This is a genomic window from Diaminobutyricimonas sp. LJ205, from assembly GCF_009755725.1.
Classification (GTDB): Bacteria; Actinomycetota; Actinomycetes; order Actinomycetales; family Microbacteriaceae; genus Ruicaihuangia.
This window is the reverse complement of the sequence record NZ_CP046619.1, coordinates 1,261,019-1,273,356: the sequence shown is the minus strand read 5'-3', so window position 1 is coordinate 1,273,356 and position 12,338 is coordinate 1,261,019. Positions and strand designations below refer to the sequence as shown.

The 12,338-nt window shown below is 66.7% G+C and carries 10 protein-coding genes; 4 read left to right on the top strand and 6 right to left on the bottom strand.

Going from position 1 to position 12,338, the window contains the following annotated elements; all coding sequences use genetic code 11:
- Nucleotides 1-6: 6 nt before the first annotated feature.
- Entirely contained in the window at nucleotides 7-348 is a 342-nt protein-coding gene (locus GO591_RS06045) for an Rv2175c family DNA-binding protein (protein WP_157155993.1), read from the bottom strand.
- Nucleotides 349-524: 176 nt separating this feature from the next.
- On the opposite strand from GO591_RS06045, the gene GO591_RS06040 reads away from it, so the two are divergent.
- Genes GO591_RS06040 through GO591_RS06030 form a run of 3 tightly spaced genes read left to right on the top strand, consistent with a single transcriptional unit; the run spans nucleotide 525 to nucleotide 5,375 of the window.
- On the top strand, nucleotides 525-1,853 hold the full coding sequence (locus GO591_RS06040; protein WP_157155992.1) for a LysM peptidoglycan-binding domain-containing protein: 1,329 nt from the start codon (nucleotides 525-527) through the stop codon (nucleotides 1,851-1,853).
- A gap of 55 nt (nucleotides 1,854-1,908) precedes the next feature.
- Nucleotides 1,909-3,846, top strand: coding sequence for a Stk1 family PASTA domain-containing Ser/Thr kinase (pknB, locus tag GO591_RS06035; RefSeq protein WP_157155991.1), 1,938 nt, complete (start codon nucleotides 1,909-1,911; stop codon nucleotides 3,844-3,846).
- A 20-nt stretch (nucleotides 3,847-3,866) separates the two neighbouring features.
- Nucleotides 3,867-5,375 (top strand): MFS transporter, encoded by a 1,509-nt coding sequence (locus GO591_RS06030; protein WP_157155990.1) that lies wholly within the window; start codon nucleotides 3,867-3,869, stop codon nucleotides 5,373-5,375.
- Here the strand turns inward: GO591_RS06030 and GO591_RS06025 are convergent.
- The 3 genes from GO591_RS06025 to GO591_RS06015 all read right to left on the bottom strand — a co-directional run bounded on the left by GO591_RS06025 (nucleotide 5,372) and on the right by GO591_RS06015 (nucleotide 8,505).
- A complete protein-coding gene (locus GO591_RS06025; RefSeq protein ID WP_157155989.1) occupies nucleotides 5,372-6,742 on the bottom strand; it encodes a class II 3-deoxy-7-phosphoheptulonate synthase in 1,371 nt (456 codons plus the stop codon). The genes GO591_RS06030 and GO591_RS06025 overlap by 4 nt on opposite strands.
- Before the next feature lie 93 nt (nucleotides 6,743-6,835).
- On the bottom strand, nucleotides 6,836-7,525 hold the full coding sequence (locus GO591_RS06020; RefSeq protein ID WP_157155988.1) for a lysophospholipid acyltransferase family protein: 690 nt from the start codon (nucleotides 7,523-7,525) through the stop codon (nucleotides 6,836-6,838).
- 32 nt (nucleotides 7,526-7,557) lie between these two features.
- A complete protein-coding gene (locus GO591_RS06015) occupies nucleotides 7,558-8,505 on the bottom strand; it encodes an ROK family glucokinase (RefSeq protein WP_157155987.1) in 948 nt (315 codons plus the stop codon).
- A gap of 91 nt (nucleotides 8,506-8,596) precedes the next feature.
- Here GO591_RS06015 and GO591_RS06010 point away from each other — a divergent pair, with 91 nt between their 5' ends.
- Nucleotides 8,597-10,426 carry an AMP-dependent synthetase/ligase gene (locus tag GO591_RS06010; protein ID WP_198295573.1) on the top strand — a complete coding sequence of 610 codons (1,830 nt, stop codon included), beginning with the start codon at nucleotides 8,597-8,599 and terminating at the stop codon, nucleotides 10,424-10,426.
- A gap of 90 nt (nucleotides 10,427-10,516) precedes the next feature.
- Here the strand turns inward: GO591_RS06010 and GO591_RS06005 are convergent, their stop codons facing one another.
- Both GO591_RS06005 and GO591_RS06000 read right to left on the bottom strand, forming a co-directional pair.
- Nucleotides 10,517-11,008 carry a peptide deformylase gene (locus GO591_RS06005; RefSeq protein ID WP_157155986.1) on the bottom strand — a complete coding sequence of 164 codons (492 nt, stop codon included), beginning with the start codon at nucleotides 11,006-11,008 and terminating at the stop codon, nucleotides 10,517-10,519.
- Between the two features lie 29 nt (nucleotides 11,009-11,037).
- Nucleotides 11,038-12,327 (bottom strand): MinD/ParA family ATP-binding protein, encoded by a 1,290-nt coding sequence (locus GO591_RS06000; protein WP_157155985.1) that lies wholly within the window; start codon nucleotides 12,325-12,327, stop codon nucleotides 11,038-11,040.
- Between the last annotated feature and the right edge of the window lie 11 nt (nucleotides 12,328-12,338).

The window sequence follows — 12,338 nt, the reverse complement described above, 5'->3', positions numbered from 1 at the left end:
GCCGGGTTAGAAGGCGAGAGCCTGGGCGACTCTGCGCACCTCGGCCTTACGTCCGGCCAGCAGCGCGTCGATCGGGGCCACCCCAAGGGCGTCATCCTCGCTCAACAGCCATTGCATGGCCTCGTCATCCGAGAAGCCGGAGTCCGCGAGCACGACGAGGGTGCCCTTGAGCTCGCCGAGCGGCTCGCCGTCGACGATGAACTGGGCGGGCACCTTGAGAACGCCATCCACCCGCACCGCGAGCAGGGCGCGCTCCTCAATGAGGCGACGCACCCGGCTCTGCGAGACGCCGAGCACGTCGACGAGTTCGGGGATGGTCAGCCAGGTCGTGGGCACAAGTTCAGTCACGTTCCAAGAGTGCCACGGCTGATCTGGGCGCTTCGACCCTCGCGCATGTTACGAACGTGTTAACTCACGTCACTCTAGTCACACTAATTGACTTGAGATTCTTTCTGTGACAGCTTTGAAAACGGTGCCGACTCGTCGGCGCGCACATCTCGGGGCCGGAGAAGATGGGGAACCTCATGACCACAGGTATCGACAACAGCGAAACACCGCTGAACGCACACCGGGTCTTCGCGGGGCTCGTACCCGCACAGCACCAGCCGAGCGCCGGTCGCGAGAACCGCGTCGCACGCGGCCTGCTGAACACGGTGCCGATCGTGCTTGTCGGATCGGTCGCCGCGGTCTCGATGAACCTCACCGCGCCGGTTGACACAGACGCCCAGAAGCCGCCGCGCCAGGACACGGTCAAGGCCACCAGCCAGCTCGGCAAGCAGATCAAGCAGGCGTTGGTGTCCGCGGGCGCAAAGACTGAGCCGACCACGGTGAGCACCGCCGCGTTCGCGGCGGCGCAGACCGCGCCGAGCACCTACCGGGTCGCCGCGGGTGACACCGTCTCAAGCATCGCGGGCCGCTTCGGGCTGTCCACGGCCTCCGTCCTCGCGCTGAACGGGCTCGGCTGGAAGTCGATCATCTTCCCCGGCCAGGAACTGAAGCTCACGAACGGCGCTGCCCCCGCCAAGCAGCCCACGGCAGCGCCGAAGGCCGCTCCGCCGGCCGCCTCCAACCGCTACACCATCGCCAAGGGCGACACCATCTCGGGTATCGCCGGCCGTTTCGGGCTCTCGACGCAGACGCTCCTCAGCGCAAACGGCCTCGGCTGGTCGAGCATCATCTACCCCGGGCAGACCCTCGCGATCCCCGGCACCGCCGCCCCGGCCGCAGCGCCGGCGATCGAGCGGGTCAGCTCGACCACCCCGACGACCACTGGCAGCCACACGATCAAGCGCGGCGACACGATCAGCTCGATCGCCAAGCAGTACGGGCTCACCATGTCGGCCCTGCTGCAGGCGAACAACCTCACCATGTCCAGCGTCATTTATGCGGGACGCACCCTGAGCATCCCCGGTGCCTCCGAGGTTCCGGTCGGGAACTCTGTCGTGCCGTTGACCAGTGAGATGCGTCAGAACGCCAGCATCATCGTGCAGGTCGGTCAGGACCTGGGCGTTCCCGACTACGGCATCGTCATCGCCCTGGCTGCCGCGGCGCAGGAGTCGAGCATGCGCAACATCGACTACGGCGACCGCGACTCGCTCGGCCTGTTCCAGCAGCGGCCGAGTGCTGGATGGGGCACTCCCGCCCACATCATGAACCCAGCCCACGCGGCCCGGCTGTTCTACGGCGGAGATTCGAACCCGAACAAGGGCGTGACTCGGGGACTGCTCGAGATCAGCGGCTGGCAGTCGATGACTCTCACCCAGGCCGCTCAGGCGGTGCAGATCTCCGCATACCCGGAGGCCTACGCCAAGTGGGAGAAGAGCGCCCGCGCCTGGTACGACCAGCTCCGCTAGCAGCGGCACGGTGTTGTTGCTGAACTACCCAGCCTCGCGACTCTAGACTCGACGAGTGAGCACGCAGCAGACCGACCCTACGATCGGCCGTCTCATCGACGGTCGTTACCAGGTCCGCTCGCGCATCGCCCGTGGCGGCATGGCGACGGTCTATCTGGCCACCGATCTGCGCCTTGAGCGGCTCGTCGCCGTGAAGATCATGCACGACCACTTAGCGGACGACACGCAGTTCACTGAGCGGTTCATCCAGGAGGCACGGTCCGCTGCACGCCTGGCGCACCCCAACGTGGTCAACGTGTTCGACCAGGGTCAGGATGCCGAGTCCGCCTATCTGGTCATGGAGTACCTACCCGGCATCACCCTGCGTGACCTGCTCGAGGAGTACGGCAGCCTCACCTCCGAACAGACCATCGACATTTGCGAAGCGGTGCTCGCCGGTCTTGCGGCTGCGCACCGTGCGGGCATCGTGCACCGGGATCTGAAGCCCGAGAACGTCATGCTGGCCGACGACGGTCGGATCAAGATCGGCGACTTCGGCCTCGCCCGCGCCGCCACCTCGCAGACGGCGACCGGCGGGGCGCTGCTCGGCACGATCGCCTACCTCTCCCCCGAGCTGGTCACCCGCGGGGTGGCCGACACCCGCAGCGACATCTACGCGGTCGGCATCATGATGTACGAGATGCTCACCGGCGAGCAGCCATTCAAGGGCGAGCAGCCCATGCAGATCGCCTACCAGCACGCCAATGATTCGGTGCCGTCGCCGAGCGCGAAGAACCCGGCGGTGCCGGCTGAGCTCGACGAGCTCGTGCTGTGGGCGACCGCCCGGGATCCGGAACAGCGACCGCGCGACGCCCGGGAGATGCTCGACCAGCTGCGCGACACCGCTGCCTCCCTGACATCCGCCCTCCCCGGCGGCGCGACCGCGGTTCAAAGAACGATGGTGCTGCCGACCCTCGCGGCGGCGAACCCGGACGCCGCGACCCAGGTCATCGGCCGGGTCGCCGCGCCGAGCGCTGAACCGGCAGTCACCGACTCCACCACCGCGCTGGCCTCCGCCGGTAAGAAACGGAGGCGCCGCGGCTGGTGGCTGTTCGCCGTCGTGGTCGTCTTGGCTGCGCTCGCCGGCGGTGCCGGCTGGTGGCTCGGCTGGGGTCCCGGCTCGCAGGTGACGATCCCGGCGACAATCGCCAGCGCCACCCCTGAGGATGCCACTGCGATCCTCGAAGACCTCGGGCTGGAGGTCGCGGCCGAAACCGGAACCACGACCGACCCCCAGATTGCCGCCGGGCTGGTGGCCAACACTGATCCAGCGATCGGCACCATGATCAACCGGGGTTCGATCATCACCCTGCTCCTGTCCGTCGGGCCGAAACCGCTCCCCCTGCCGGCCCTCGTCGGTATGCAGGAGGAGGCCGCCCTCGCCGCCATCGAGGGACAGTTCACGCATACAGGCACCGAGTATCGGTTCACCGAGAACGAAGCAGGTGAGGTGCTCGATGTGCTCGGCGCCGATGGCGCCACGAGCATCGCCGGACAGGCCGAGTACGGCGAGCAGCAGCCGCTCAGCCTGATCGTCTCTGTGGGGCCGATTCCGGATGTCGAAGGCCTGAGCGTCGACGACGCGATCGACCGGCTTGCCGACGCCAATCTCGTCGGGACCGTCGGCGGCAGCGAGTTCAGCGACTCCATCAAGCGCGACCGGATAATTCGTGCCGAGCCGAAGACCGACCCGGTGCGCCCCAGTGACGAGGTCACCCTGATCCAGTCTCTCGGCGTGGAACAGGTCAAAGTGCCGGATGTCGAGGGCAAGACCTGGAACGAGGCGAAGGGTCTACTACAGGCCGCGGGCTTCAAGCTCAATTACGACCGGTTCGCCGATATTGCTCCCGAGCGTTTCCGGGTCACAGACACCGACCCACAAGGTGGAGACTCCGTCGACAAGGGTTCGACAGTGACGGTGGATTTTGCCAACCCGCTCAATCCGTTCGACTGATCTAAAACTTGACCGGTCACATGCCACCTTCATCGACTGAATTCACGCCGTCTACCTCCATCCTCACCCCGCAGCAACGCCGTCGGCTGACTCGGCGCCCGAGCGACGGCGCCATGATCGCCGTCCTGACCGCGTCCGGCCTGATCGCCGCGTTCATGCAGACCCTCGTGGTCCCCATCGTCCCGCACCTGCCCGAGCTGCTCGACACGACCACCGCGGACGCGCAGTGGGTGCTCACCTCGACCTTGCTCGCCGCGGCGATCTCCACTCCGATCAGCGGCCGGCTGGGCGACATGTTCGGCAAACGCCGGATGGTCCTGGTGCTGCTCGCCATCCTGGTGCTCGGCTCGATCATCTCCGCACTGTCGGTCACCCTGATTCCGATGCTGGTCGGCCGTACCCTGCAGGGGATCTCGCTCGGTGTGATCGCGCTCGGCATCAGTGTCCTGCGCGATGTCATCCATCCGAAGAACCTCGCCGCAGCGGTTGCCCTGGTCAGTGCGACGCTGGGCGTCGGCGGCGCCGTCGGACTGCCGGTCGCGGCGGTGATCGCGCAGAACTTCGACTGGCACCTGTTGTTCTGGATGGCGGCGATCCTCGGCTTCCTCGCCTTCTTCGCGGTGCTCGCGATCATTCCGGTCAGCACCCTGCGCACGGGCGGCCGGTTCGACTTCGTCGGCGCCGTCGGGCTGGCGGTTGGGCTCATCTGCATCCTGCTGGCGATCTCCAAGGGGACCGAGTGGGGCTGGACCAGCCCGCTGACGCTCGGCCTGCTGGGCGGAGGCATCCTCGTCCTCATCGCGTGGGGCGTGTTCGAACTGCGCACCGCGTCGCCGCTTGTCGACCTCCGGGTGAGTGTCCGGCGTGCCGTGCTGTTCACCAACCTGGCGTCGATCTCGGTGGGTTTCGCGTTCTTCGTCACCAATGCAGCACTGCCGGTGCTGCTGGAGGGACCCACCGAAGGTGCGGGGCTCGGTCAGACCCTCATCGTGACGAGCCTGTGCCTGATGCCCGGTGGCTTGGCGATGTTCTTCGTCTCGGGACTCGCCGCCCGGCTGTCCACGGCGAAAGGGCCGCGCACCAGTTTGATTCTCGGCACCGCGATCATCGCCGCCGCCTTCTCGGTCGGGCCATGGCTGATGTACGAGGTCTGGCAGGTGGTGATCATCTCCACGGTGGTCGGGATCGGGACAGGGTTCGCCTATTCCTCGTTGCCGACACTGATCATGAGGGCTGTGCCGTCGAGCGAGACGGCCGCGGCGAACGGGCTCAACTCGGTCATGCGCACGCTGGGCTCGACATCCTCAGCCACGGTGATCGGCATCATCCTCGCCACCCAGACCATGGAGATCTCCACAGGCACGGTGCCGACCGAGGGCGCGTTTCAGCTGATCTTCATCATCGCCGCCGCGGTCGCCGCCGCCAGCATCCTGCTCGCGTTGTTCATCCCGCGCGCTGAACGCCAGTACGAGCACACCGCGAGCATCCCGGTGCAAACCGGGACACTGCCTGTGCCCGGTACCTCTTAGCGGGCGGCGAGTTCCTCGGCGACGAGGAAGGACAACTCGAGCGACTGCATGTGGTTCAACCGCGGGTCGCACAGCGACTCGTACCGGGTGGCCAACGTAGCCTCATCGATCTGCTCCGACCCGCCGAGGCACTCGGTGACGTCGTCGCCGGTGAGCTCGACGTGCAGGCCGCCCGGGTGGGTGCCCACCGCGCGATGCGACTCGAAGAAGCCCTTGACCTCATCGACGACGTCATCGAACCGGCGGGTCTTGTAGCCGGTGGCGGTGGTGATGCCGTTGCCGTGCATCGGGTCGGTGATCCACAGCGGGGTGGATTCCAGGTCCTTTGCAGCTTCGAGCAGTGGCGGCAGGGCGTCGCGGATGGTGCCTGCACCCATACGGGTGATGAACGTGAGGCGTCCGGGTTCGCGGTTCGGGTCGAGCTTGTCGACCAGCTGCTTCATCGTCTCGGGCGTCGCGGTCGGGCCGAGCTTGACGCCGATCGGATTGCGCACGCGCGAGAAGAAGTCGATGTGGGCGCCGTCCAGGTCGCGGGTGCGCTCGCCGATCCACAGGAAGTGCGCGGACGTGTTGTACGGCGTTCCGGTGCGGGAGTCGATCCGGGTCATAGGGCGCTCGTAGTCCATCAGCAGGCCCTCGTGGCTCGAGTAGAACTCGACCCGCCTGAGCTCGTCGAAGTCGGCGCCTGCGGCTTCCATGAACTTGATGGCGCGGTCGATCTGGCTGGCGAGCCCCTCGTACCGCTGGTTGGCGGGGTTCTGCGCGAAGCCCTTGTTCCAGCTGTGCACCTGGCGCAGGTCGGCGAAGCCGCCCTGCGTGAACGCGCGGATCAGGTTCAGCGTGGACGCCGCCGTGTGGTACGCCTGCACCAGGCGGCGCGGGTCGGCCGCGCGCGACTCCGGGGTGAAGTCGTAGCCGTTGACGATGTCGCCGCGGTACGCGGGCAGGGTGATCTCGCCGCGGGTCTCGGTGTTGCTTGAGCGGGGCTTGGCGAACTGCCCGGCCATCCGGCCCATCTTGATCACCGGCATCGACGCACCGTAGGTGAGCACGACCGCCATCTGCAGGATTGTCTTCACCCGGTTGCGGATCTGGTCGGCGGTTGCCCCGGCGAAGGTCTCGGCGCAGTCACCGCCCTGCAGCAGGAACGCTTCACCGCGCGACGCACGTGCCAGGCGGTCGCGGAGCACGTCGACCTCACCGGCGAACACCAGCGGGGGCATCGTGGCAATCTCGGCCGAAGCCGCGCCCGCGGCATCCGGGTCCGCCCATTCCGGCTGTTGCTTGATGGGCAGGGTCCGCCAATAGTCGAGACCAGCCACCACAGCGGGGTCGGCGATCACGACAGGTTCGGACTGGTCTACCACGGGGAATCCTTTTGCAACGTAGAACTAAGGAAAGGGCGCGTCAGGCGCCCCAATCAGCCAGCCTAGCTCAGCCGAAACCTGTGTTTCGTCGGTTCAGCGGGCGCGGATGGGGGTGCGTTCCTTGGCTGAGGAGGCGTACACGTCCACGTACTCCTGCCCGCTCAGCTGACGCAGTTCGTGCATGATCTCGTCGGTCACCGCACGCAGGATGAAGCGGTCCCCCTCGAGCCCGCGATAACGCGAGAAGTCGAGCGGTTCGCCGAAAATCACGCCGATCCGGCGTACCTTCGGCATCCGCTTGCCGATCGGCATGACCTTCTCGGTGTCGATCATCGCCACGGGCACGACCTTGACCTGCCCTTCGAGGATCATCCGAGCGACGCCCGTGCGTCCGCGATACATGCGACCGTCCGGGCTGCGCGTGCCCTCGGGATAGATCCCCAGCTGTTCGCCTCGCGCCAGCACCGCCAGCCCGGTGTTCAGGGATGCTTCCGAGGCCTTGCCGCCGGATCGGTCGATGGACAACTGGCCGGTGGCGTTGAAGAACAGCTTGGTGGCCCAGCCCTTGAGGCCACGGCCGGTGAAGTAGTCGCTCTTCGCCAGGAAGGAGATCCGTCGGTCGAGTACCAGCGGCAAGAAGATCGAGTCAATGAACGACAGGTGGTTGGAGGCGAAGATCACCGCGCCTGATTCGGGAATGTGTTCCCGTCCGACGATCCACGGCCGGAACACCGTCATCAGCAGCGGCCCGACGATCAGGTTCTTCATGAACCAATAGAACATTGGGGGTCAACCTTCCGCGAGACTCGACAACTCTAACGTGACGCGTGTAGGCGGGCGATGTCGGCAGCGCCGACAACCCCCGCATTGTTGACGAGTTCGGCGATCGCGAATCGCGGTTCCGGGTGGAATCCCTTGGCAGGCAAGTGCCGGTCGTAGGCGGAGCGGATCGGGTCGAGCAACTGGGCTCCCGCCTGCGCCACCCCGCCGCCGATCACGAACAGCTGCGGGTCGAGCACAGCGGACAGGGTGGCGCAGAACTGCCCCAGCCAGTCCCCCACCTCGCGCAGTGCGGCCAGCGCACCGGGGTCACCGGCGACGAGCAATGCGGCCACGTCGTTGCCGTCCAGTCGGCCGCCGCTGCTCACGCGCACCTTCGCGAGCTCAAGCCCGATGCCGCCGCCATCAGCGATGCCATCGGCGATCCGCAGCAGGGCACGACCGGATGCGTACTGCTCGATGCAGCCGCGGGCACCGCAACCGCAGTGCAGCCCGTCCGGCACCATCCGAACGTGGCCGAGCTCTGCTCCGGCACCGAACCCGCCGCGGAACAGTTGCCCGCCGGTGACGATCGCGCCGCCGACACCAGTGCCGATGGTGATCATCGTCATGTCGCTGACGTCCCGGCCGGCCCCGTACCGGAACTCAGCCCAGCCGGCAGCGTTGGCGTCGTTGTCGATGGTGACCGGCATGCCGAGGCGCTGCTCGAGTCGGTCCCGGAACGGCTCGTTTCGCCAGCTGATGTTGGGCGCGTAATACACGGTGGACTGGGCGGCATCGATGAAACCCGCCGCGGCAACGCCGACGGCCTCGACACCGTCCCCATCGCGCAGCGACTCGACCATCGCGACGACGGCCTCGATGATCGCTGCCGGATCGCCGGCCGGGGTGGGCGTCCGCTCCTGCCGGATGATGTCGCCGGCATCGGTGACGACACCTCCGGCGATCTTGGTCCCACCGATGTCGATTCCGATTGCGTGCACGACAACCGAGTCTACTGAGGCCACTGCGGCAAGTACGTGAGGCAAGTTAGAGTGGATCAACCCGCTTCCCAACGGTGCCAAAGGAGTCCCCGTGATTGAGAATTTCGTCCCACCCCTCGTCGAGGCTGATCCCGGCGCGAACGCCACCGACCTGCTGCTCGACCGGGTCAAGGCAACCCCGCATACCCCGCTCTTCTCGCTGCCGACCGGTGACGGCGGTTGGTCGGATGTCACCGCCACCGAGTTCCTCGGCCAGGTCACCGCGCTCGCAAAGGGCTTCATCGCAGCCGGCATCGAACCGGGCGAGAAGATCGGCTTCATCTGCAAGACCCGATACGAGTGGACCCTGGTCGACTTCGCCGCCTGGTTCGCCGGGGCGGTGCTGGTTCCCATCTACGAGACCTCGGCTCCTGCCCAGATCATCTACAACCTCACCGACTCCGGCGCTACCGCGATGATCGTCGAGACCGCCGAACACTTCTCGCGGTTTGACGAGATCGCCAGCGACGTTCCGCAGATCCGTAAGGTGTGGCAGGTCGACCTCGGCGACCTGGACAAGCTCGCGGCATCCGGATCCGCCGTCACCGACGAAGAAGTCGAGCGGCGCCGGAGCCTGGCGAAGGGTTCGGACCTTGCCACGTTGATCTACACGTCGGGCTCGACCGGGCAGCCGAAGGGCTGCATCATCAGCCACTCGAACTTCGTCGAAGTATCCCGTAACGCAGCGGTCGCTCTGCACGAGGTAGTTCAGCCGGGCGCGTCGACGCTGCTGTTCATCACCACCGCGCACATCTTTGCGCGGTTCATCTCGATTCTCGCCGTGCACGCCGGGGTACGCGTCGGCCACCAGCCGGACACGAAGCAGCTGCTGCCGTCGCTCGGATCGTTCAAGCCGACGTTCCTGCTCGCCGTCCCGCGGGTGTTCGAGAAGGTGTACAACTCGGCTGAGCAGAAGGCCGAAGCCGGCGGCAAGGGCCGCATCTTCCGCCGCGCCGCAGACGTCGCCATCGAGCACTCGCGGCTGCTCGAAGAGGGCAAGTCAGTGCCGTTCGGGCTCAAGGTGCAGTTCGCGCTGTTCGACAAGCTGGTCTACGCCAAGCTCCGCCACGCCATGGGCGGCAACGTGAAGTATGCCGTGTCCGGCTCCGCTCCGCTGGGGCCGCGGCTGGGGCACTTCTTCCACAGCCTCGGAATCAAGATCCTCGAGGGCTACGGTCTGACCGAGACGACCGCCCCGGCGACTGTCAACTTGGTCGACAAGTTCAAGATCGGCACCACCGGTCCCGCGCTCCCCGGTGTCGGCGTCAAGATCGCCGAAGACGGCGAGGTCTGGGTCAAGGGCATCAACGTGTTCGGCGGCTACTGGAACAACCCGCAAGCGACGACAGAGACCTTCGAGGGTGAGTGGTTCAAGACCGGCGACATCGGGCAGCTGGACGACGATGGATACCTGACCATCACCGGCCGGAAGAAGGAGATCCTGGTCACCGCCGCAGGCAAGAACGTCGCCCCCGCTGCCCTGGAAGACCCGATCCGCGCGCATCCGCTGGTCGGCCAGGTCATCGTCGTCGGCGACAAGAAGCCGTTCATCTCCGCACTGATCACCCTCGACGCCGAGATGCTGCCCGTGTGGCTGCACAACAACGGTGAGGCGGCCGATCAGACCCTCGCCGAAGCCGCGGTGAACCCGAAGGTGATCGAGGCGATCCAGGCTGCGGTGGACCAGGCCAACGAACGGGTTTCGCGCGCGGAGTCCATCCGGAAGTTCACCGTGCTGGCCACGGACCTGACCGAGGCCAGCGGCCACCTGACGCCGAAGATGAGTATCAAGCGGCAGGTCATCGTCGAGGACTTCGCGCACGTGATCGAGGCAATGTACGCGAGCGCCCCCGAAACGCAGGGGCAGTCGCTCACGCACTGAGTTGATCGTTGATCGAGCCTGCCGAGATCTCGGCAGGCTCGATCAACGGTTAAGCGAGATCTCGGCAGGTTCGGTGGGTTACGAGCGGGCTCAGTACCAGGGGGCCTGGCGGATCGCCCGCATGGCCTCGCGCTTGGTGTCGCCCTCGAGGCCCTCGATGAACAGGTGCCCATCGAGGTGGTCGATCTCGTGCTGCAGCATTTGGGCCATCAGGCCTTCACCGGACACCTCGACCGGCTTGCCGTCGAGGTCCACTCCGGTGGCCCGGGCGAACGGGTACCGCCTCCGGGAGAAGTAGAAGCCGGGCACCGACAGGCAGCCCTCATCGATCAGGGTGGGCTCCCCCGACACCTCGGCCAGCACGGGGTTGAGCAGGTACCCGACCTCGCCGTCGATGTTGTAGCTGAATGCGCGCAGGCCGACACCGATCTGGCAGGCGGCGACGCCGGCTCGACCGGGCAGCCGCACCGTGTCCAGAAGGTCGGTCACGAGGGCAGCGACTCGCGGGTCACCGGGACGGACCGGGTCGGAGGGTGAGCGGAGCACGGGGTCTCCGAAGACGCGGATTTCGCGCACAGTCATGGGGTGGTTCCAGCTTTCGTTCGTCGCCGTCAGGCGCCGCGGCGCGCGGGCAGCCCGTCGACGACGAGCGCGGCCAGCTCGCGGGCGGCGTCTTTGGTGATCTGTTTCAGTTCCTTGTAGTTCACGACCGAACCTGCGGCCAGTTGCGGGTCGTACGGGATCCGCACGGTGTCGCGGACCCGGGACCGGAAGTGCGCTTCAATTTCGTCGAGCTTCACCAGGTTCGTTCCCTGGGTCGCCGTATTCAGGGCGACGATAGCGTTCCGCACCAGTTCGCCGTACCCGTTGGCTTCGAGCCAGGTGAGGGTCTCGGAGGCGAGTCGTGCCTCGTCGACGCTACCGCCGGAGACGATGACCACCGAGTCGGCCCGTTGCAGGGTGGCCCGCATCACCGAGTGCACGATACCGGTGCCGCAGTCGGTGAGCACAATCGAGTAGAACCGCGCGCACAAGTCAGCGACGACGTTGTAATCGTTCTCGTCGAACGCTTCTGACAGCAGCGGGTCGGTGTCTGAGGCGAGGATGTCCAGCCTCGTCTCATCGCGGCTGACCAGCGTCGAGAAGTCGGTGAATCCGCCGATAGACGCGGCCTTGGTGACCACGTCCCGGACGGTGGCCCGGGTCTGCCTGGCGACCCGTTCAGACAGTGTTCCCCGGTCGGGGTTCGCGTCGATGGCGACGATGCGGTCCTCGCGGACATCCGCGAGTGCCATGCCCATGAGCGTGGTGATCGTGGTCTTGCCGACGCCGCCCTTACGGGTGAGCACGGGCACGAACCGGGTGCCGCCCTCGAACTGCTTGCTGATCCTGGCGTCGACCGCTTTCCTGGCCCGGTACTTCGCCGAGTCGCCGAGGTTGATGGTGCGGAGCGTCGCCCCGTAGACGAACGCCGGCCACGCCCCGCGGGGCGCGGGCCGGCCGAGAGTCTTGCTCTCGAGCAGCCGGTCGGCGGTGAGCATCGCGGCGGGCTCCGGGCTGCCTGCGGCATCCCCTCGCAGCCGTGCCTGCCGGGTGTACGGCAGCTCCTCGCGGACGGCGGCCATCGGCGTCAGGTCGATGCTGGTGGTAGTGGCCTCCACACCCACCAACTCGCCAGGATTGACGGCGATCTCGTCGATCGCGACCGCGATTTCGTCATCGGGCACCGTGTGCACCGCAACGGGAAGGTCAATGCTGATGGTGAGCGACTCCGGCAGTGCCGCAGTCAGGTCCTCTTCCGCAAGCTCCACGAGCTCGGCGGACACGTCCGCGACATCCGGCGCGTCCGCGTCCTTGAACGCGGAATCCGCGTCGGATTCCTTGCCTGTGTTGATCGCCAAAACGAGGTTCC